Source organism: Halomicrobium katesii DSM 19301, assembly GCF_000379085.1.
GTDB lineage: Archaea > Halobacteriota > Halobacteria > Halobacteriales > Haloarculaceae > Halomicrobium > Halomicrobium katesii.
On sequence record NZ_KB905378.1, the window covers coordinates 1,642,745 to 1,663,176 of the forward strand.

General features: G+C 66.6%; 19 protein-coding genes. 8 read left to right on the plus strand and 11 right to left on the minus strand.

The genetic code is table 11. The features are described 5' to 3' along the window. Nucleotides 1-8 precede the first annotated feature (8 nt). Nucleotides 9-2,261 carry an NADP-dependent malic enzyme gene (locus HALKA_RS0108755; protein ID WP_018257622.1) on the plus strand — a complete coding sequence of 751 codons (2,253 nt, stop codon included), beginning with the start codon at nt 9-11 and terminating at the stop codon, nt 2,259-2,261. A 6-nt stretch (nt 2,262-2,267) separates the two neighbouring features. Here the strand turns inward: HALKA_RS0108755 and HALKA_RS0108760 are convergent, their stop codons facing one another. The 3 genes from HALKA_RS0108760 to HALKA_RS0108770 form a co-directional block, all read right to left on the minus strand. Further along, complete coding sequence (locus HALKA_RS0108760; protein WP_018257623.1) at nt 2,268-2,891, minus strand: reverse transcriptase-like protein; 624 nt, start codon at nt 2,889-2,891, stop codon at nt 2,268-2,270. A gap of 89 nt (nt 2,892-2,980) precedes the next feature. Beyond that, on the minus strand, nt 2,981-3,229 hold the full coding sequence (locus HALKA_RS0108765) for a DUF8028 family protein (RefSeq protein WP_015762708.1): 249 nt from the start codon (nt 3,227-3,229) through the stop codon (nt 2,981-2,983). 169 nt (nt 3,230-3,398) lie between these two features. Next, nucleotides 3,399-3,824 carry a DUF8009 family protein gene (locus tag HALKA_RS0108770; RefSeq protein ID WP_018257624.1) on the minus strand — a complete coding sequence of 142 codons (426 nt, stop codon included), beginning with the start codon at nt 3,822-3,824 and terminating at the stop codon, nt 3,399-3,401. 199 nt (nt 3,825-4,023) lie between these two features. Between HALKA_RS0108770 and HALKA_RS0108775 the strand changes: the two genes are divergently transcribed. Next, nucleotides 4,024-4,641: a HalX domain-containing protein gene (locus HALKA_RS0108775; RefSeq protein WP_018257625.1), complete on the plus strand. Its 618-nt coding sequence runs from the start codon at nt 4,024-4,026 to the stop codon at nt 4,639-4,641. Between the two features lie 175 nt (nt 4,642-4,816). Here the strand turns inward: HALKA_RS0108775 and HALKA_RS0108780 are convergent, their stop codons facing one another. Beyond that, complete coding sequence (locus tag HALKA_RS0108780; protein WP_018257626.1) at nt 4,817-6,145, minus strand: substrate-binding protein; 1,329 nt, start codon at nt 6,143-6,145, stop codon at nt 4,817-4,819. 272 nt (nt 6,146-6,417) lie between these two features. Here HALKA_RS0108780 and HALKA_RS0108785 point away from each other — a divergent pair, with 272 nt between their 5' ends. Together HALKA_RS0108785 and HALKA_RS0108790 are read left to right on the plus strand one after the other, a co-directional pair. After that, the gene (locus HALKA_RS0108785) at nt 6,418-7,722 is read left to right on the plus strand and encodes a DUF7405 family protein (RefSeq protein WP_026190237.1); all 1,305 of its coding nucleotides are present in this window, start codon (nt 6,418-6,420) and stop codon (nt 7,720-7,722) included. Then, a complete protein-coding gene (locus tag HALKA_RS0108790; RefSeq protein WP_018257628.1) occupies nt 7,719-9,383 on the plus strand; it encodes a CRTAC1 family protein in 1,665 nt (554 codons plus the stop codon). Before HALKA_RS0108785 ends, HALKA_RS0108790 begins: the two co-directional genes overlap by 4 nt. Here the strand turns inward: HALKA_RS0108790 and HALKA_RS0108795 are convergent. After that, the gene (locus HALKA_RS0108795) at nt 9,371-10,603 is read right to left on the minus strand and encodes a hypothetical protein (RefSeq protein WP_018257629.1); all 1,233 of its coding nucleotides are present in this window, start codon (nt 10,601-10,603) and stop codon (nt 9,371-9,373) included. The two genes, HALKA_RS0108790 and HALKA_RS0108795, sit on opposite strands and share 13 nt — an antisense overlap. Nucleotides 10,604-10,691: 88 nt before the next feature. Here HALKA_RS0108795 and HALKA_RS21905 point away from each other — a divergent pair, with 88 nt between their 5' ends. Genes HALKA_RS21905 through HALKA_RS0108805 form a run of 3 tightly spaced genes read left to right on the plus strand, consistent with a single transcriptional unit; the run spans nt 10,692 to nt 12,015 of the window. Then, entirely contained in the window at nt 10,692-11,003 is a 312-nt protein-coding gene (locus HALKA_RS21905) for a DUF7978 family protein (protein ID WP_245545370.1), read from the plus strand. Beyond that, complete coding sequence (locus HALKA_RS21910; RefSeq protein WP_245545371.1) at nt 10,973-11,260, plus strand: DUF7978 family protein; 288 nt, start codon at nt 10,973-10,975, stop codon at nt 11,258-11,260. Before HALKA_RS21905 ends, HALKA_RS21910 begins: the two co-directional genes overlap by 31 nt. A gap of 47 nt (nt 11,261-11,307) precedes the next feature. Continuing rightward, a complete protein-coding gene (locus HALKA_RS0108805; RefSeq protein ID WP_018257630.1) occupies nt 11,308-12,015 on the plus strand; it encodes a helix-turn-helix domain-containing protein in 708 nt (235 codons plus the stop codon). Between the two features lie 3 nt (nt 12,016-12,018). Here HALKA_RS0108805 and HALKA_RS0108810 read toward each other — a convergent pair whose 3' ends face one another. Then, complete coding sequence (locus HALKA_RS0108810) at nt 12,019-12,795, minus strand: PHP domain-containing protein (RefSeq protein WP_018257631.1); 777 nt, start codon at nt 12,793-12,795, stop codon at nt 12,019-12,021. Between the two features lie 81 nt (nt 12,796-12,876). On the opposite strand from HALKA_RS0108810, the gene HALKA_RS0108815 reads away from it, so the two are divergent. Next, nucleotides 12,877-13,395, plus strand: coding sequence for a hypothetical protein (locus HALKA_RS0108815; protein WP_018257632.1), 519 nt, complete (start codon nt 12,877-12,879; stop codon nt 13,393-13,395). 69 nt (nt 13,396-13,464) lie between these two features. Here the strand turns inward: HALKA_RS0108815 and HALKA_RS0108820 are convergent, their stop codons facing one another. From HALKA_RS0108820 to HALKA_RS0108840, 5 genes are all read right to left on the minus strand, one after another. Further along, the gene (locus HALKA_RS0108820; RefSeq protein ID WP_018257633.1) at nt 13,465-14,307 is read right to left on the minus strand and encodes a hypothetical protein; all 843 of its coding nucleotides are present in this window, start codon (nt 14,305-14,307) and stop codon (nt 13,465-13,467) included. After that, nucleotides 14,304-15,512, minus strand: coding sequence for a PQQ-binding-like beta-propeller repeat protein (locus HALKA_RS0108825; RefSeq protein ID WP_018257634.1), 1,209 nt, complete (start codon nt 15,510-15,512; stop codon nt 14,304-14,306). The genes HALKA_RS0108820 and HALKA_RS0108825 overlap by 4 nt, the downstream gene beginning before the upstream one ends. A 249-nt stretch (nt 15,513-15,761) precedes the next feature. Then, on the minus strand, nt 15,762-17,105 hold the full coding sequence (hmgB, locus tag HALKA_RS0108830; protein ID WP_018257635.1) for a hydroxymethylglutaryl-CoA synthase: 1,344 nt from the start codon (nt 17,103-17,105) through the stop codon (nt 15,762-15,764). 209 nt (nt 17,106-17,314) lie between these two features. Beyond that, nucleotides 17,315-19,678 carry an Ig-like domain-containing protein gene (locus HALKA_RS0108835; RefSeq protein WP_018257636.1) on the minus strand — a complete coding sequence of 788 codons (2,364 nt, stop codon included), beginning with the start codon at nt 19,676-19,678 and terminating at the stop codon, nt 17,315-17,317. Between the two features lie 62 nt (nt 19,679-19,740). Then, a complete protein-coding gene (locus tag HALKA_RS0108840) occupies nt 19,741-20,331 on the minus strand; it encodes a DUF2150 family protein (RefSeq protein ID WP_018257637.1) in 591 nt (196 codons plus the stop codon). Between the last annotated feature and the right edge of the window lie 101 nt (nt 20,332-20,432).

Sequence of the window (20,432 nt, forward strand, 5' to 3'; positions counted from 1 at the left end):
GTATGTGTATGGGACTCGACGAGGACGCCCTCGACTACCACGGCCGGGCACCGCCCGGAAAGATCGAGATCGCGACGACGAAGCCGACCAACACCCAGCGAGACCTCTCGCTGGCGTACTCGCCGGGCGTGGCCGCTCCCTGTGAGGCGATTCACGAGACGCCCGAGGACGCGTTCAAGTACACCGCACGCGGGAACCTCGTGGCGGTCGTCTCCGATGGCTCCGCGGTGCTCGGCCTCGGCGACATCGGCCCGGAGGCGTCCAAGCCGGTGATGGAGGGGAAGGGCGTGCTGTTCAAGCGGTTCGCCGACATCGACGTGTTCGACCTCGAACTCGACACCGACGATCCCGACGCGATGATCGAGGCCGTCGACGCGATGGGACCGACCTTCGGCGGGATCAACCTCGAAGACATCGCCGCGCCGGCCTGCTTCGAGATCGAGCGCGAGCTGCGCGAACGGATGGACGTGCCCGTGTTCCACGACGACCAGCACGGGACCGCGATCATCTCCGGGGCGGCGCTGTTGAACGCGGCCGACATCGTGGACAAAGAGCTCGAAGAGATGGAGATCGTCTTCTCCGGAGCCGGGGCGAGCGCCATCGCCTCGGCCCGCTTTTACGTCTCGCTGGGAGTCCGCGAAGAGAACATCACGATGTGTGACTCCTCGGGGATCATCACTGCCGACCGCGTCGAGAACGACGGACTGAACCGCTACAAGGCGGAGTTCGCCAGCGAGGGGACCGGCGGCGACCTCGCCGACGCACTGGCCGGTGCCGACGCGTTCGTCGGCCTCTCGGTCGGTGGCGTCGTCGACGAGGCGATGGTCCGGTCGATGGCGAGCGACCCGATCATCTTCGCGATGGCCAATCCCGACCCGGAGATCGACTACGAGACGGCGAAGGCCGCTCGCGACGACACCGTCATCATGGCCACGGGCCGGTCGGACTACCCCAACCAGGTCAACAACGTCCTCGGATTCCCGTTTATCTTCCGCGGTGCGCTCGACGTGCGCGCGACCGAGATCAACGAGGAGATGAAGGTCGCGGCGGCCCGCGCACTGGCTCGCCTCGCCCGCCAGGACGTGCCAGACGCCGTCGTCAAGGCCTACGGCGACCAGCCGCTGCAGTTCGGTCCCGAGTACATCATCCCCAAGCCGCTGGACCCGCGGGTCCTCTTCGAGGTGACCCCCGCCGTCGCGGAGGCGGCGATGGACTCCGGCTGTGCCCGCAAGACGATCGACCTCGACGACTACGTCGAACGGCTGGAGGCGCGGCTCGGCAAGTCCCGCGAGATGATGCGCGTCGTGCTCAACAAGGCAAAGAGCGACCCCAAACGGGTAGTGCTGGCCGAGGGCGACGACGAGAAGATGATCCGCGCGGCCTACCAGCTGATCGAGGAAGGGATCGCCGAGCCGGTCTTGCTGGGCGACCGGGACCGGATCTCGGCGATCACCGACACGCTCGGGCTGGCCTTCGAGCCGGAGATCGTCGATCCCGACGAGGGCGGCCTCGACGAGTACGCAGATCGGCTGTACGAACTGCGACAGCGGAAAGGCGTCACGCGACGCGAGGCCGACGAACTCGTCACCGACGGCAACTACCTGGGCAGCGTGATGGTGGAGATGGGCGACGCCGACGCGATGTTGACCGGGCTGACTCACCACTACCCCTCCGCGCTGCGGCCCCCACTCCAGATCGTCGGGACCGCACCGGAAGCCGAGTACGCAGCGGGAGTCTACATGCTCACCTTCCGCAACAGGGTCGTCTTCTGTGCGGACACGACCGTCAACACGGACCCCGACGCGGACGTGCTCACGGAAGTGACCCGTCACACGGCCGAGCTGGCACGGCGGTTCAACGTCGAGCCCCGCGCGGCCATGCTGTCGTACTCGAACTTCGGCAGCGTCGACTCGCCGAGCACGCGGGCACCGCGTCGCGCCGCCGAGCGCCTCCGAGAGGACCCGGCGACGGACTTCCCGGTCGACGGCGAGATGCAGGCCGACACGGCCGTCGTCGAGGACATCCTCCAGGGGACCTACGAGTTCTCCGAACTGGACGACCCGGCGAACGTCCTCGTGTTCCCGAGCCTCGAAGCGGGCAACATCGGCTACAAGCTCCTCCAGCGCCTCGGCGGTGCAGAGGCGATCGGCCCGATGCTGGTCGGCATGGACAAGCCGGTCCACGTCCTCCAGCGTGGCGACGAAGTCAAAGACATCGTCAACATGGCGGGCGTGGCAGTCGTCGACGCTCAGGACGACTGATCGTCGTCAGTCGCTCGCGCCGCCGCGATTCGAGCGCGAGGGCGGAGGGACCTGCTCGTCGACGGTGGGCGTCTCGGGGAGCACACAGCGGGCCGGCTCGTCGTTGACGTGTGCGTACTGGTTGGGGGCGTTGGCCAGCGGGTGGGCCGGGTTCGATCCGCTGGCGATCCGTGCGGCCCTGACCTCGTCGAAGCCGTTGATGCGGGCTCGAATGCCACGCCAGTGGAGCCCGGTCGAGCGAGGGATCGAGACCGGGTGGCTCGCGTCGAACTGCGCGTTCTTGACCGCGAGCATCGCGGCGTTGACGTTTGCCGCGAGGTCGTCGTGGTCGATGAGGAGTCCGACGGTGGCGTCGCCCGGTGCCCGAGCGGCGAGGATGTCGAGCCCGAGGTGGAGCGCCCGATACTCGGCGACGTTGTTGTCGGGCGACCCGTCGCGGACCGACAGCCGGGCGACGCGCTCCCCGTCCCGCGTCTCGATGACGACTCCGAGTCCGCCAGACGACTCTCGATACGAGCCGTCGGTAGCGACGTAGAAGTCTCGGTGGTGTGTGCGCGGCGGGTGCGCGATGTGGGGCGTCGGCGATTCGTCGAACAAGTCTCGAAGTGACGGCCGGCCGTATGCGGCCATACAAGTATTACGTGTCCGTACGTGTTAAATATATTGCCCAACTCGTAGATGAGGTGACAGAAACACCGGGGCAGCGACGGTGTCGGAGCTCACTCTCGCAGGTGCTTGTGGCCGACGAGGAGGGCGACGGCGTTGCACAGCAAGAGGGTCAGGAACGCGCCAGTCAGGCTCTGGCTGGAGAGCCCGACCGCCAGAAGCGGCAGATAGAGGAAGGGCAGTGCGATGGCGATCCAGAACGCGAGCGCCCGGATCGGGGGCAAGACGTGCTTACCGACCTCGCTCACCGAGCGTACCGACTGGAGCGACGATCGAAGGTCGTTGTTGGTCGAGCTTGACATCGGGGACACCTATCGATCACCACGACCGAGAGCATCATATAACCGGTCGAGGCTTCGGACTGTTTCAGTTCATTTCACGCTGGTACGAAGTGCGTACGAACGTTTTACGACGGCTCGAAATAGCCCGAAACGTTTTATAACGTCATCTTACCGAGCGACGGCGATTCGATCACTCTCGGTCCCCGGCCGAGAGAAGCGCCACCGTGACCGCGCCTCCGGCCGCGGGGAGCTCGACGGAGTCGACGACGTACGCTGGGACCGTCGACCGCCACTCTTCGAGGGCCGCTTCGTGCGTTTCGCGGTGGCGCTCGACGGAGTACTGTTCGTCGGACTCGGACCTGAGCCGCTCGGCGGTCTCGTCCGAGGTGGGCAGTGACGGACAATCGCCGTCGAGGAGCGCGCAGGGCGAGAGCAACAGCTGTGCGTCGTCGTCGCCGTCGCCGGGCTGTTCGACGTGGAGGCGTGCCCGCATGCGAGCACTGAACGGAGCCGTGACACGAAGGGCGGTCTGGGTCCCCCGTTGGCTGGCCTCCAGCGCGGTGACGATCTCGTCGGCTTTGACGACGACCGTCTCGATTGCTTCGTGATCGGTCATCGGTGTGACTACTGAGTGGCGACGGCGTATCAATGTCGTGGGGTCGCCAGCGTCGAACGGGACCGGCATCGTCCCTCCGATCCCCACTGCGGGGTCGAAGACCGACCGGCAAAACGGGGCGTCGGGTCGCCTGTCCATAATCACGGGCGATAATCTGGCAGATAGATTTATCTGTGGTATGGCGAAATTGAGGGACAGTATGTGGCGGGGGGACGACGAACGGACGGAGGCATCTGGCGTGCAACTGAAGACGGACGCCGAGACACCCGAGATTCTCGTCGTCGACGACGAACGCGACGTTGCGGACCTGTACGCCATGTGGCTCGGCGAGGAGTACGACACCAGCGTCGCGTACGACGGTGACCAGGCACTGGAATACGCCGACGAGTCGGTCGACATCGCCCTCCTGGACAGACAGATGCCAGGTCGCTCCGGGGACGAGGTGCTGCGACGGGTCCAGGAGCGTGGGCTCGACTGTCGCGTCGTGATGGTCACGGCCGTCGATCCCGACGCCGACATCGTCGACATGCCCTTCGACGACTATCTCACGAAGCCCGTCACGGGTGCTGATCTCCGAGAGACGGTCGAAGCGATGATGCGCCGCGATGCGTACGACGACCACCTGCAAGCGTACTTCGCGGCCCTTTCGAAGCAGGCGACACTGGAGTCCGAGATGAATCCGAGGGCCCGAGCGGAGAGCGAAGCGTACGCGGAAATCACCGCTCGCGTCGAGCGACTGGCCGACGAGGTCGACGACCTCTCCGAGAACGTCGACGACTTCGAATCGCTGTTCTTCGAACTGACCGGACGCGACTGATACTGCCGGCTATCACTGTTTCGAGACGTTCGCGACCACGGGTCGCGAAATGCTGTACAGACGGACAGCCGGCAGTATGAGGTGGGACGCTCTCGGCGCTACACTCCCGGTGAGACGGAGATCGAGTCGTGTCCTGACGGCGACGTGTGGGCGGATCCGGAGTGAGAGTGCGTGCTTACAGCTCACACGCCGACGCGGGCGGTTCGTCACAGCCGGGTTCCACGTTTCGCCGCCCGTTCAACAGCTCGAAGTAGTTTCCGACCGAGTCCGTCTCGGTACTGCCACGAACGACCGGGACGGCTCGCATCGCCTGGTGGTCGCAGGCCCGCATCGTCTCTGAACCCGCACCGAGTGCGTACTCGACTCCTTCGAGTTCGGACCGGACCGCGTCCGCGTCGAACGTGCCGGCGGACTCGGCCGCGCTGGCCCACAACAGGACCTGTCCGTACGTGTTCTGGGCCGGGCCCGGTGGGACGAGCGCCGTGGTGCTCATCGTTCCCGAGTACTCGTTCTGGTAGGCGTCGCCGAACTTGCTCGACAGCGGCGTATCGAGGTTCTCGTGCCAGCCGACGGTGCCGTAGACTCCCTCGACCCGCTCGCCCAGCGAATCCGAGACCGACTGGGTGAGCAACGGGACGACGATGACTGCGTCCGCTGGGAGGATCTCTTTGGCTTGCTGGATCGCGTTGACGGCGTCGAGACCGAACAGATCGAGGAAGACGATGTCGACGCTGTTGCTCGACGCTTCCGAGAGCGGGCGCTCGAAGTCGGTCGAGCCCGATCGGACCGTCGCGGTACCGATGGGCCGCAAGTCGAGGTCGCTCGCGGTCGCGTAGCGGTTGATGCTCCGCTTGAGGTCGCGTCCTTCGATCGTGTCGGTGGTGACCTGGAAGAAGAACTGGGCACCGTCGATGTCGGAGACGACTTCCGGGACGAGAGCGCGGGCCAGCGTGCGGGAGTTGAACAGCTCGCGGTAGACGTGTGGCGAGCAGTGCTCGCCCGTGAGCTGGTTCAGCGTCGACGTGCCGACGAAGTACGGCGTCTCGTGTTCGTCCGCCAGATCCCGGTGTGTCGTGACGACGCTGCCCGCGACACCGCCAGTGAACATGGCCAGCTCGTCGTCGCCGAGTCGCTGCTGGAGGTTCGTTTCGGCCGTCGAGGCGTCGCCTTCCGTGTCGGCGATGGCGGTCTCGACGGTCCGTCCGAGCACGCCGTTCCCTGAGAGACTGGCGAACCCATCGCCACCGACCAGTCCCCCGCCCTCGTTGAGATGGGTGACCGCGAGTTCGAACCCTCGGCGCTCGTGATCGCCGATCGGCGAGTAGCGACCGGACTCGGGCGAGGACAGTCCGATCGTCACCGAGTCGTCGGTGCTGGTTTCTGTCGCCGCCCCGTCAGATCCGAGACAGCCGGCCAGCGCCACCGCTCCGGTCCCACCCAGAGATTCGAGTACACGCCGCCGCGTCGCCCGCGAACCGCAGCCACCACGCTCGTCCGTTGTCATGGCCTATGGTTGGCAAACCATTACATATATGATTTTGGATCAGTTCGCCGTTAGAATCTGTCGCCTCGCCGAAACCGACCCGACGGACGACACGGGACCCCGCTCGGTACGTCGTCCCAGATGCGACTGTCCGTCCGCTCGGGCGGCACCGGTCACCGGCGGTTGGCATCGAGGACATCTGCGTGGCGAAAATCGGTTCGTTTCACTCCGCGACACCGAAATGCCAGCGTCTTCGCGAAAGAATTATCAGGGTGTGAAGGTAATGCCAGTCAATGTCATCCGACCGTTTGCGAGGGATCTCTCGCCGCGATTTCGTCCGATCGGCGGTTGCGATCGGTGGGACGGCCGCACTCGCCGCGTGCATGGACCGGGAACTGGACGAGGGCGGAGAGACCGACACGGGCGGCGGTCGCTTCCCGTCTGGCACCGACACGGCGTCGCTGCCCGACGGACAACACGAGTGGAACGAGTATCTCGTCCACGGCGCACACGGAAACACGTCGCTACCCCAGCATCAGGTCATCCTGGGACTCTCCTACGTCGGCTCGGTGCCGCCGACGACCGCAGAGCGCGAGCAAGTCGAAGAGGCCCTCTCGACGCTCGAAGCGGCCGTCAGGTGGGGAACCGGCGGTGACCCGTCGGCGGCGATCAACGACGGCCTGCTGACGATGCTTGGCTACACGAGCCGATACTTCGATCGGCTCGGAAGCTCGGTCGAGCAGCTCGCGTCGCCCGAATCGCTCCTCGAATCGGTCGGGGAGGACCCCGAACACGCGGACGAGTTCGACGCGGTCCTCTTCCTGACGAGCGATCTGGGCTCGCTGACGATCGGTGCCGAGGAGGCGCTGTGGGGCGAGATCGACGGGCTCAACGGCGTCGCGTTCGACGCGACGCTGTCCGGGATCTTCGAACGGACGACGCGCCGCACCGGCGTCGTGGGACAGGGGCTGGTCGCCGACGAGGTCGAACAGGACGACGTGCCAGACGACGCGCCCCTCTCGATGGGATTTCGCTCTGGCTTCAAAGACTCCCAGCCCAGCGAAGCGGCAGTGACGATCGATACCGGACCGTTCGCCGGTGGGACGACGGCGGCAGTCGGTCGGTTGCACATCGACCTCGATCGGTGGTACGACAGCGGCGACCTGGAAGACCGCACCGAGAAGATGTTCTGTCCCGCTCACGACCCCGAAGAGATCGGCGAGACCGCCGACAAGCTCGGCAGCGAGAGCTCGATCACCGAGACGGACGTCGATCGGATGACCGAGGACGCCGACCGACACGCCCGCGTCGGCCACTCACAGAAGCTGGCGAGCATCCGTGACGACTCGTTCGATCCGCTGATCCTGCGGCGCTCGGAGGGGGTCGCGACGGACGCCCCCGAACCGGTCGACTTCAACTTCACCTCGATCCAGCGGGACATCGAGGACTTCGTCACCACCCGACGGGCGATGGAGCCCGAGGAGTACGACTTCGACGTCGACGACGACGAACACGGGATCGTCGACTACCTCGAAACGAAGGGACGGACGGCCCTCGTCGTGCCCGCGCGCGAGGACCGCGCGCTCCCGACACTATGATCGACCGACGGACGCTGGCGGTCACCGTCGTCGCACTCCTGACCGTGACCGCCGGCTGCACTTCGATCGCCGAGATGGGGGGCGGCGGCGACACCGGCGGCGAGATCGGCTTCGAGGACGTGACCGGAGAGGTGGGGCTGAACTACAGCGACGACGTGGCGGGCGGTGCCGGCAACGGCAACGCGGGCGTCTACGTCGCCGACGTGGACAACGACGGCTGGGACGACGTGCTGGCGGTCGGCGGCGAGCGGCCGGTGCTGTTCGAGAACACCGGCGGCGAGTTCAGTCGCTCGGGCGCGTTACCGGAGTACGACCGGCAGTTCAAGAGCGCCACGTTCGTCGACTACGACGACGACGGCTGGAAGGACCTCCTGTTGTTGCCCCGGGGCGGTGGCGTCGTCGCGCTCCACAACGACGAGGGATCGTTCGAACCGGACGACATGGGCCTGGGGAACGTCACACATCCCCTGGGAGCCGCGCCAGCCGACTTCGACGGCGACGGCCGCGTCGACCTGTTCCTCTACCAGTCCGGTGACTGGCTCGAAAAGACCCCGGCCGGCAAGAGCGCACTGAACGAGACGCTCGCGTCAGACAACGGCTACCCCAACTACCTCTATCGCAACGTCGGCGGCGAGTTCGAGCGCGTCGAGGACGCCGGCATCGAGGGCGACCGCTGGAGTCTGGCCGCCACTGCAACGGACCTGACTGACGACGGCCGACCGGACATCTACGTGGCTAACGACTTCAACACCGACGTGCTCTACGTCAACGAGGGCGACGGTACCTTCAGCCAGCGCCGGCTGGAGGGGCCGACCGCACGCAACGGGATGTCCGTCGAGGTCGCCGACCTGAGCGGTGACCGGCGTCGGGACGTGTTCGTCACGAACATCGAATTGCCCATCTCCCGGGACAACATGTCCGAGGAACGCTACGAGCTGCTCGAACGGATGTCGACGTTCGCCTTCCACTCGGGCCGGACGAAGGGCAACACCGTGATGGTCAATCAGGGCAACGGCACGTTCGAGGATCGAGCCGAGTCCCTGGGCGTCCAGACGGGTGGCTGGGGATGGGCCGCGACGGCGACGGACTTCGACAACGACGGGGACCGCGACCTCATGCACGCGACCCAGAACGTGTTCCGGCTGAACCCCGACGATCCACGCTACACCTTCCCCATGCTCTGGGAGCGGACCGACGGGGGCTTCGAGAACCTCGCAGCCGACGAGCGGGGGCTCCCCGAGACCGACGGGCGTGGCCTGGTCGCGCTCGACTTCGACAACGACGGCGATCAGGACGTGATCTCGGCCGCCTACGGCGACCGATTCGCCGTCTACGAGAACACGGTCACCAGCGACACGGATCGACTGCAGTTCCGGGCCGTCGACGAGACCGGGGGGACGGCACTGGGCGCGACCGTGACCGTGAGCGGCGAGGACAGCACCCAGCGGATCGTCCAGTACTCGGAGACGGACTACCTCTCACAGGAGAGTCAGGTCGGCCACGTCGGCCTCGCGGGCGAGGGCAACGTGACGATCACGGTCACCTGGCCCGACGGGACCGAACGGACCTTCGACGATGTGGCACCGAACCAGCGGGTCCGCCTCTCGCCCGACGGCATCGAGACGGTGACGACGTTCCCGACCGGCGATCAGACCGGGTGACACAGCGCCCACGTGTCCCACTCTGGATCGAGCTTCGACGGCTCGGCCCCGCGGTCGGTGAGCAGACCGGCGTGGTACAGCATCGCTTTGAGCTGAAAGACCGTCGGCGAGTGATAGACCGTCCCCTCCGCGAGAGCGTCTGACCTGAGATCGCCGCCCTCGTTCAGGACGCGCTCGCGGACCGTCTCGTCGCCCCGGAAGAACAGCTCGACGGTGAACGTCGGGTGGTGAGCGTGGAGCCACTCGACCAGTTCGACCAGCGAGGGGGCGTCGATGCCGTCGTCGTGCATCTGCTGGAGCTCCTCGACGAGCAGCGTCGTCGCCGGATAGGCGTAGACGACGCGGCGAGCGACCTGTCCCCAGCGCGGGGCGACGTCGACGAACCGCTTTCGCGAGCGGCGATAGGACTCGAAGTCGACCACTGCCGCTTCGAGCGTCCCGAACTCTTCGAGTCCGAACCGGACGACCTCCCGACCCAGCGGCGTCAGCGTCGGCCGGGGCTGGGCGTCGACCAGCCCGAGGAAGGCCGCGCCCTGGCGAGCCGCGTCGACCGCGCCGACGACGTGGTCGGCGACGAGCCGTTCGGTCTCGCCGTCGTGTGCGACCGCCAGCGGGTAGGCGAGGTAGTTCTTGGGATGGTTCAGCCCGAAGCTCTTCTCGGCGACGCCCTGGGCACCAGCCTGGAACCGGATCGCGCCGGCCTCGCCGTCGGTCCGGTTCCCGACGACTCTGGGTCGTTCGAGCACTTCGACACGACCGCTCTCGGTGACGCCGAGGACGCCGACGTTCAGCTCGCGCGCCAGCGTGCGTTCGCCGTCTCGGATCGACGCCAGCGGAGCCGAGACGAAGGCGACGTTGGCCTCGTCGAGCCGGTCGTGTGCCTGGACGACGGCGCGCTCGCCGTCGACCGTCCCGCCAGAGTAGCCCTTGGCCTCGACGACCACCAGCGGCGGCCGCTCGCCCTGTCGGTCGACCGCGAGCAGGTCGTCGTCCAGCGGTCCGACGCCGACGAGATCCGGGTAGCCGGTGCCGACCCGGACGTGGTTGAACGGCGCGAGTGCAGCCTTCGTCTCCTCGGCGATCGGGCGACGATCGACCCACCGCTCCTGTGCGAACTGCGTGTCCGCGACGACGTAGCCGTCCGGATCGTCGCCGGGAAACAGCTCGCGCTTCGTGTGCGCGAGGACCGACGGCTCGGTCAGCGACGCGCTCGTTGCCATACGGTCGCTTTCGCCGTCGCCGGCATCAGTGTTTGCCCCGCGACCGCCCCCAAAGACCTATATCGTGGCTGCTCGCAGGGCGAACGGCATGAAAGAAACTGTTCGCGAGCTGGGACCGGCAGCCGGAAGCGGGATCGGGGCGTACGTGCTGGGGTACATTTTCACGTACGTCCTGAGCGGGTCCGCTGTCGAGGAGTCGAGCCTGAATCAGATCGTCGAGGCGGTGGGCGACGGCGGCGTCGCCTGGAAGCTCGTCGGCTGGGTGTTCTACAACGCCCACGGCGCGACGACGACGATCGACATCGACATCCCGTTTATCGGGGGCACGGAGGTCCTCAACTACATCGCACAGGGGGACGCGTGTCGCCCGTGCTGTACGTGCTCCCGCCGGCGCTGTTGATCGCGGCCGGCCTCTTCGGAGCCCGGATGGTCGACGCGACGGACATCGGTGACGCGTTGCGGACCGGCGGCGCGGTCACGGCAGGCTACCTCCCGCTGGCGATCCTCGGCGTGTTCCTCTTCACCCTCACCGTCGACGGCTCGTCTGGCGGGCCGACGCTGGTGCCGGCGATCGGGCTCGCCGGACTGGTCTACCCGCTCGTGTTCGGCTCGATCGGTGGGGCGATTGGGGTCACCCTCGCGAGCAGCGGTCGGTGACGGCGGCTCCGGTACGCTTTTGACCGTCTCCGTGTAGACGGTGTGGTATGGTTCGGGGACCGCGGGCGGAACTGGCTGAGAAGATGGCGGGCGAGATCGCGCTCAGCGACGCGCCCGGCGAGACCGTCCGCAAGTGGCGCACGGACTTCGAGGTGAGCCAGACGGGACTGGCCGACGCGCTCGACGTGTCGCCCTCTGTCGTCTCCGACTACGAGAGCGGTCGGCGCGACAACCCCGGCATCGGCGTGGTCAGGCGGGTCGTCTCGGCGCTGCTGGACATCGACGAGCGACGCGGCGGCGAACACATCCGCCAGCACGCTCGCGTCCTCTCTGCTGGCTTCGACTCGGACGTGGTCCTCGATCTGGGCGAGTACGCGGCCAACGTCCCGCTGGCGGACTTTTACGACGCCATCGACGCCACCGAGCTGGTCAGCGGGGACGCCGACACCGTCGCCGGCCACACCGTCATCAACTCCATCGCCGCGATCACGCGGCTCTCTTCGGACGAGTTCTACCAGCTCTACGGGCAGTCGACCAACCGGGCGCTGGTGTTTACCGACGTGACTCGCGGCGAGTCACCGCTGGTCGCGCTGCGAGTCGTGACGCCGACGCCCAACGCGGTCGTCCTGCACGGACTCGAATCGGACGGCCTCTGGGACCACGCGGTCGATCTCGCCCGCATCGACGGCTTCTCGCTCGCCGTCGCGGACGCCGAGATGGACGAGATGCTGGCGGGGCTGCGGGAACTCCGGTAGGCGCTACTGGAGCGCGGGCGGCGCGACGAGATCGAGTTCGGACCCCTCGAAGAACGACCGCAGGAAGGGCGCTCGCGCCTCGATCTCCTCGGAAGTGTGTGAGTCGGAGCCGACGGTGACGGACACGTCGTACTCGGCCAGCACCGACCGGAACGGTGCCGTCGGGTGGACGAGATCGAGATCGGTCAGCGCGCGCCCGGCGTTGATCTCGGGGATCGTCCGCGAGTCGGTGAAGGCCGACGCCATGCGGCGATACTGCGCCTCGGTCGCGCGGCCAGCCAGGGGCGGCGTCCGCTCGATCAGGTCGGGGTGGGCGGCCACGTCGAACAGTTCGGACTCGATCAGCTCGACGAGACGGTCGAAGTACTCGTCGACGAGGCGGTCGAGTGCCGCCTCGGAGCGGCCGGCGTAGTTCGAGGGGACCTGTACGTTCGCGCCGTCGAGTTCGTGGACGCTCCCGATCGCGTAGTCGAAGTCGGCCTCGGCCAGGAAGTCGGCGATCGCGTCCTCGTCGCTGGGGTGGTAGTCCATCTCGACGCCGTCGTAGATCGCCACATCGGCCTCGGCGCGCAGCGACTCGATCCCCGTTCGTCGGCGCTCGTAGGTCTCGTCGAGGGCGAACCCGTACCGGGCCCGCTCCTCGCGGCGGAAGTCGCGCTCGGTGACGGTACAGTGATCGGTGAAGCCGATCCCCGCAAGTCCGGCCGCCTCGGCGGCTCGGGCCATGTGGAACATGTACCGACCGTCCGAGTAGTTGGTGTGGGCGTGGTAGTCGTACACGGTGGCTCACTGGGCACCGGCGGCAAAGTCGGTTGCGCCGGGAGCGAAAGAACCGTTAGTTCCCCCTTCGTCGCCGACACCATGGCCCCCCGAACGACGACCGTCCTCCTCGTCGGATTGCTCGTCCTGAGTGGACTCTCCGTCGCCGCCGGAGGGGTGATCGACGCCCCGCCCGAGCTGACGATCGAGAACCAGGCAGACACCCCCCACCGCGTGACCGCCTACACGGTCTCGGAAAGCGAGTCGGTAATGGAGCTGAACTTCGCCGTTACGACCGACGACGGCGACCGCCGACTCGCGACGCTCGAACAGCTCTACTGGCCCGGCGAGTTCCGGAACGTGACGATAGCAGACGACGGCGTCCCCAGCCAGCGCCACACCGTCGAGCCGGGCGAGAACGTGACGACGACGGTCGAGGCCTGGACGCCGGGCAACGTCACGATCTACGTCGTCGAGGATCTCGGCGACGACCAGCGCCACGTCCACACCGACATCCGCACCTGCACGGAGCGCCAGCAGGAGCACGAACTCAGGCTCGAATCGGACGGCACCGGCGGGAGCTACACCTGTGCGTCCAGCCTCGACTGGCTCTTACCGTGACCGCCTGCATCGACTGTTCTCGGCAGGTTCACGCCCCTGAAACCGATTCATACGGAAGGTTGTAGGTCTTTACCAGATCGACCGCACGCCGTCGCGCGGTCGACTGGGTAAACGCCGACAACCGTCCGTATCAGACCCCCGAACCAGGACGGCGATCGAGACGGCCTGAACCGGTGCCACGAGCGCCGTACTGAGGAACCCGCCAGCGACGGGGACCCGCGCCATCCCCCAGGCGGCGAGACCGAACGTGAGCACGAGTCCGAACAGTTGCAGTCGCCGTCCTCGTGCCGTCGCAGCGCTCGCTCCCAGCGCGCGCAGGACACCGTAGCCGGCAGCGAGGTAGCCGGGCAGCGCGAACAGCGAGACCAGCACGAGCGAGAGGACGACCAGCGACAGCAGTATCAGCGGGACGCTATCCGGGGAAAACTGGACGGGCGCAAACAGCCGGAGTGGTACCGTCAAAGAAGCCAAAACCGCGAGGTAGCGACCCAGCGACGCGCGGCCGCTGTCCCGGTCGAGCACCCGCGTCATCGTCAGCCAGCCGGCCGTACCCACTGCCAGCGGGACGACCGCTTCGAGCGCGACCGCACCGAGGAGAGACGGCAGTTCCAGATCGACGAGCGCACCGACGGATCTGCTCGTGCGGGCGGTCCCACGCGGAAACACCGAGTACTGGAGGCTGACGGTCTGGTCCATCCAGTGGGGCGTCACGACCGAGATCGGGTCTCGCTGCCGGAGCCAGTCGACGAGTGCTACCAGAAGGCCGGCGACGGCGAACGGAGCCAGCAGCCGGGGATCCCGCTGGAGCTCCGTCAGGGCGGCCCGCAGCACGCTCGCCGTCGGCTGCGGTGACGACCGCTCGTCGACGGCACCGTCATCGCCGACCGTCCCGCCGTCTGATGCCGTCGTCATGCCGTCTCCTCCAGTGCGATCACGCGCTTTCGGTTGGCGGCGTACAGCCGTCCGTCGCCGACGATCGGCGCGGACAGCGGGACCTGCGAGGGGCGGTAGGCGAACAGTCGGTCGCCGCTCGTGGCGTCGATTCCGACCAGCTCGAACCCCGACCTGACCGCGTACACGACGCCGTCGGCCACGACGGGAGCCGTCTTGCCGTCGAACGGCGTCGACCACAGTACCTCGCCGCTCGCGAGGTCCAGCGCGTGCATCGACCCCAGCTCGTCGACCGCGAAGACGGTCCCGTCGGCGACCGCCGGGACGCTATCGGTGACGTTCGCGTCGAACTCCGCGCGCCACAGTGTTGTGCCGTCAGCAAGATCCAGCAGCCGAACGTCCTCGCGAGTCTGAACGACCACGCCAGACGCGGTCGCGACCGGCGCGCTGATCATCTGTTCGTCGAGTTTTCGGTGCCACTCCCGGGCTCCGCTCTCGGCGCGATAGGCCGACACCTGTCCGGGCCAGGCCGTCGCGAAGACGAGCCCGTCCCGGACGGCCGGGCGCTGGAACGACGAACTCGACGCCTCGTCGTCGAACGTCGCCCGCCAGCGGACGCTGCCGCTCCCGGAGCCCAGCGCGACGAGCGAGTCCCCGGCCGGAACTGGGGTGTAGATCGTCTCGTCAGCGACGACCGGCGACGGCGGTTCCGGGGGACCGAAGAAGCCGGGCTTCGAACCCGGCCCGCGCCACCGATCGACACCCAGACGCTCGTCCGTCAGGGGCACGCCGATCCCGCCGCCCTCGTTCAGGCCGAAGACGTCCGTCGGCGTGGTCACGGCCAGCGTCGCCGTCTCGTAGCGGCCAGCCGGGGCGCGGGCGGGACTCGACTGGTAAGGTCCCGAGGCTCCGAACGCCCGCTCGCCGTCTTCCGGGTCCAGCGCGAGCAGGCCGCCCCCGGCCGCGTAGAGCCGGCCACCGGCGCTGATCGGGGTCGTCGTCCCCTGAAACCACGCCGTCGACTCGTGGCTCCAGGCGACCTCGACCTCGCCGCGCGGCCCCGTCGCGGACGGGTGGTGGGCCGTGCCGGCCGCGTCGTAGCGGGCCATCGGCCACGAGACCGGTTCGGGGGACGATTCGGACTGTGCGCCGGCAACGGAACCGCCGACAGCGCCGGCGAGTGCGACTCCCGCAGACGCGAGCAACCGTCGTCGAGTGGAGGGCATCACTGCCCCTCTTCAGCCGGCGGACAATAATCGGTGGTGGTTCTGTACTACCGCACGTAGCGATACTTCCGCTCGCCCATCCGTCCCGCTACCCACCTTCTTCCGCTTCGGGTAGCTCACTCCGTTCGCCACCATCTGCTCACGGGCGAAAAGCGCCCGTTCGCATTGTCTGCGGGACCGGAGGTCCCGCACCACTCGCGCAAAAACGTGGGCAAAAAAGCGGATCGCTCGCTTCGCTCTCGATCCGTGCTACCGCACGTAGCGATACTTCCGTTCGCCCATCCGACCCCAGCCGTCGAAGACGAACTCCTCGCTCGGCGTGGTGAGTTCCTCCACGTCGGCGTAGTCGTCGGTGTCGTGGTTGTGTACGTCGTGGATGCGCTCGTACTCCGCAAAGGAGATGTCGTAGCGGCGGTCGAGTTGGTCGTCGACGTTGAGCGCCTCGATTTCCGCTTTCCAGCCGTCGGCGACCGTCTCAGCGTGGATCTCGGCCTGTGCGCCCGAGCCGTAGGAGGCCACGAGGAGCTGAGCCCCGGTCAGGTCTCGGTCGTGTTCCAGTGCGTGCTTGAGGCCGGCAACGCGGGCGACGTGGACGGAGCCGGTGTACCAGTTGCCCACCTCGCGGGCGATTTCGAGGGTCGGTTCGATCGTGTCGGCGTACCAGTCCTCGTAGCGTTCCGTCTCGGTGAGTGCGTCCGTGTACTCCTCGATGGCGTCGAAGAACTGCTCCTGTGTCTTGAACTCCTCGCGGCGGGGCTGACGCCCGATTTCCTCGGCCAGTGTGAGCTCGACGTCCGTGTCACGACAGACGTGGCGATAGCCCAGAGCAGCGGCCTTGCGGACCATGCCCGGGAACGGCGTGTGAAACGGGATCAGCGCGAAGTCGTCGGGGTGGAGTTCGACCCCGGCGCGTTCGAGGTCCTCCATCGCCTCGCGCATGCGTGCGAGATACACTTTCATCGAACGCTTGCCGTCGACGGAGGGGAACTGCTGGTTTGGCTTCAGGAAGTCCGTCTCGTCGGCGCTCCCGAATCCCTGGTCGGTCGACAGCTCGACGAAGTCGGGATCCTCGTCGACGATCATCGCGACCGCGCCGGCACCCTGGGTCGCCTCGCCGGGGTCGTCGCGGGCGTACAGCGCGGTGTCGGTCGCGATCACGAGCGCCTTGCGGCCGCGGTTGCGGCCCGCGCGGATCCAGTTGTACGCGTCGTCGAGGCTCTGGGTCCCGGCGATGCAGGCGAACTTCCGCTCGCCCTTGTTAGCGTGGTGGAAGTCGTCGTCGTACACCTGTTCGAGACAGCCGGCGACGTACGTCGAGACCGGCTTGGAGTTGTCGAAGGCCGACTCCGTCGCCACGTCGATCCGGCCGATGTCGTCGGGCGTCAGCCCCTTGCGCTCCATGAGCCGGTGTGCCGCGTTGGCCGCCATCGTCACGATGTCCTCGTACACGTCGGGGAACGAAGAGACGTGGAGACCGAGCCCCTTCGTGTACTTGCCGGGATCCTCGTCCTGGGCCGGCGCAAACGTCTCCGCGAGGTCCAGTTGCAGCTTGCCCGTCCGAATCTCGATCGCGTCGATACCGACGGTTGTCATACTGTGAGAGTTACCACCGCCGTATAAGAGACTGTCGACTACCTATTCGACGATCGTCGAACATCGTACACTCAGCCCGCAAGATCAAGCCGACCGACGGTCGCCGACACGCCAGATCCGCCGTCGTCAGTACGATCTGTCGTCTGGACCGACGACTGTCGCTGGTCAACCGGTTCACGTCGTAACTCGGGGAGACACCGATTGGTCTGTCAACCGCTACCCGAGACGACGGCCTGGTCGCTTCCCGTATTGGGCGGTGATGCGGAGTCGTAGACGGTCACCGTGATGGTATACGAGCTATCGCGCTCGTTGGTCTGTGCGACTAGTCGCTCGGCCGAGATGTCGCTGGATCCGCTCACACCGTTGTCCGTCACCGTGTCGACAACCGTGCCCGACGAATCGGTGAGTTCGTACTCGACGCGGTCGAGGTCGCCGTCCGCGTCTGAGACGTCGACGGTGACGTCGTACCGGTCGGTCGGCGGCGAGGTCCCGGCGCTGTAAGTCGCGCTCGTTATAGTCGCCGACGGCGCGGAACTGCCGCCACCGCCTCCGCCACCCTTGTCGGTTGGCGTGATGGTAAACGTCTTCGTCTCGGTTCCGCCGCTCGCTGGCTGGTAGGTGACCGTGATCTCCACGTCCTCGCCGCTCATGTCGACCGATGAGAACTCGTCGGTGAACTCGTAGAGGTAGAACGTCGCCGTTGCGCCGTCCGAGAGTTGTGCGTTCCCGTCGTTGCTGAATCCGTCGGCGTCCAGATCGACAGTTCGCGGGAGGGCGGTCCCATCATTGTAATCGACGTGGGCATCGGCCAGGTCCGCAGCGACGTACACCTCACTCGTCACGGGTTCGCCGTTCGGCGTCCCGCCGTCGCTGAGGGCCGTAATAGCGCTGTTCGCCGGCGCTATCCTGACATCGGTGATCGTGACGCTCTCGCCGAAACGGTTCGTGACAGAGAAGTTCACCCCGCCAGCGACGCTGTCCGGGTCCTCGCCGTCGTTGGTCACAGCGTCGTCGTTGTACACGAGGGTTCCCCTATTGATAATCTCCAAGATCAGACGGTCGCCTCCCCCGCCACTCGACGTGTATACGGTCACCCCTCCGTTGTTCACCGGTGTCAACGTAGTCGAGTTTTCCCCGTCGGCATTCGTCGTTCCCGAAGTAGACACCGTACCGACCTGCGTATCGTTTGTCGCGTACTGTACTGCTCCGCCGTCGACAATCGGGTCTGTCGCCATCGACAGCGTCGCCTCAGTAGTCTGAGAGAAGTCCAGCGTACAGGGATCGTTCACTCCGTTCGGACAGTCGATCCCTATTTGATCGGACGGGTCCAGCCACGTGACGTTGTACGCACCGCTGCCGGCTGGTGCTGAACCTGCCGCTTCGCTCTGGACGTAGACCTGCATCGTGACGTTTCGCGGTGCCGTCCCGTCGAACGCAGTCTCGGAGTCGGTGTCGGCGCTGAACTTCAGATCGATCCACTGGCCACCGGCGACGCCGCTGCTGTCGTAGGTGAACGTCGCCTGTCCGTTTTCGTCCGGCGCTGCCTGGTCGGGGGAGAGCTCCCCGCCCTCCGCCGACGCGTTGATCTGGCCGTCCGTCACGGGGTTGTTGTACGCGTCCCGCAGCTCGACGGTTACCTCGGTCGTGTCGCCGCTGTCGAGTCGCGTCGCGTTGCCCGCAACGTCGGTCAGATACGCCTCGTCTTCCGGAGTGACCTGACTCCCGACCCCGACTTTCGTCATGCGGAGCCGGTAGGAGACGTCCGGTTCGAGCGTGATCCACAGACGATCGTACCGAGCGCCGGAGATCGTCTCGACCTCGTGGTCGAGGACGTGACCGCCGTTCTCGTCGCGTTGGTCCGCCAGGAGCGCGTCCCACTCGGACTCGGACAGCTGCGTCGCCACGGAGAGTGTCACGTTCGAGGAGTCGTTAGACACCTCCACCGTCGTCGTCGACGTACTCACCGGTTCGAGGTCCAGGCTCGTGGAACCGGCCTGGGTCCGGCTCAGAGAGCCGTTGATCGCTACGAGGCTGATCCGCTTGCCGTCGATCATCGTCTGGCCGGTTGCCGCCAGACTCTCGTCCGCGAAGCGATTCGACAGGACCGTGTTCTCGTAGGCCGTCTCCGGGGCCTGTCCGTAGACGTTGTAGCTGGGCTGGTAGACGAGGAAGCCGGTGTCGTAGCGCCGATCGGTGCCGTTCCAGAAGTCGCCGGTCTCACCGCTGGCGGTGGCGTTCGCGATCGTCAGATTCGCCCCGGACTCCGCGGTTTCGCTGGTGCGAATCGTCCCCGAGGCGGGACCGGGGTTGACGGCGACGAGTCTGGCGGGATAGCGGGTCCCGAGTGTCAGCGTCACCGATCTGGTCGCCGTCTCGCCGTGGATCGAGACCAGTTCGTTGCGCAGATCCTGCATCTGGTCGCGGACGTCTTGGTTGTGGTTGAACTCGACCGCGTGGTTCTGGTTCGGGACGACGAACGCCTGATAGCTCGAAAACGCGACGACGAGCATCGCGAACAGCAACACCGCTCCGATCTGGACCGACTGGGCGCGGTCGTCGTCCCGGAGTCCCATTGCCCGTCCTTGTCAGTACCCGATAAAAAAGCTGTCCGCAGCTATGATCCAAACGATAACGACTATTCGCCGTCTTCCTCGTCCTCTTCGACGACCTCGGGGTCGCTCATTGCCGTCTGGAGGCTATCGAGTCCGTTGGCCCACTCCGAGACCAGTCCGTATTCGAGTTCGGCGGCCGCGTCCACGTCGAGTTCCTCGCCGTCGATGACCAGCGTGCCGGCCTGGACGCAGTAACCGAGCGCCGCGTCGAGGTCCTCCTCGGCCTCGGCGTCGGCCGCGGCCTCGATGTAGTCGATGACGGTTCCTTCCTGGGCCGGCCCCTCGGCGATGTACTCCTCGGCGGCGTAGAAGACACAGACGAGGGAGGTCTGGACGCCGTCGATCAGCATGACGGTCTCCTCGTCGTCGAGATCGATCTCTTCGAGGACGATCGAGCGGATGTCCGCGATCTCCTCGAGCGCGGTCTCCCGATCGATCAACTCGTCGTCGTGATCGGTGATGATCTTGGCGACGGCGATCGCCGCATCGTCCTGCAGATTCAACAGCAGGCGAGCGGAATCCTCGTCTTCCGGATCGATCTCCTCTTCGCCGAGACGATCGATCCAGTTTTGCCACCGTTCCTCCGTGTAGTACTCCCCCGGTGGAGTGCTCATATCCCTCCCTACACATGGCCGGGGATAGTACTTTCGACCACCGGGGACGCAAGAAGTTACCGTACCGATCCACAGAGGCGCTCGAATGGCCGACGCGACAG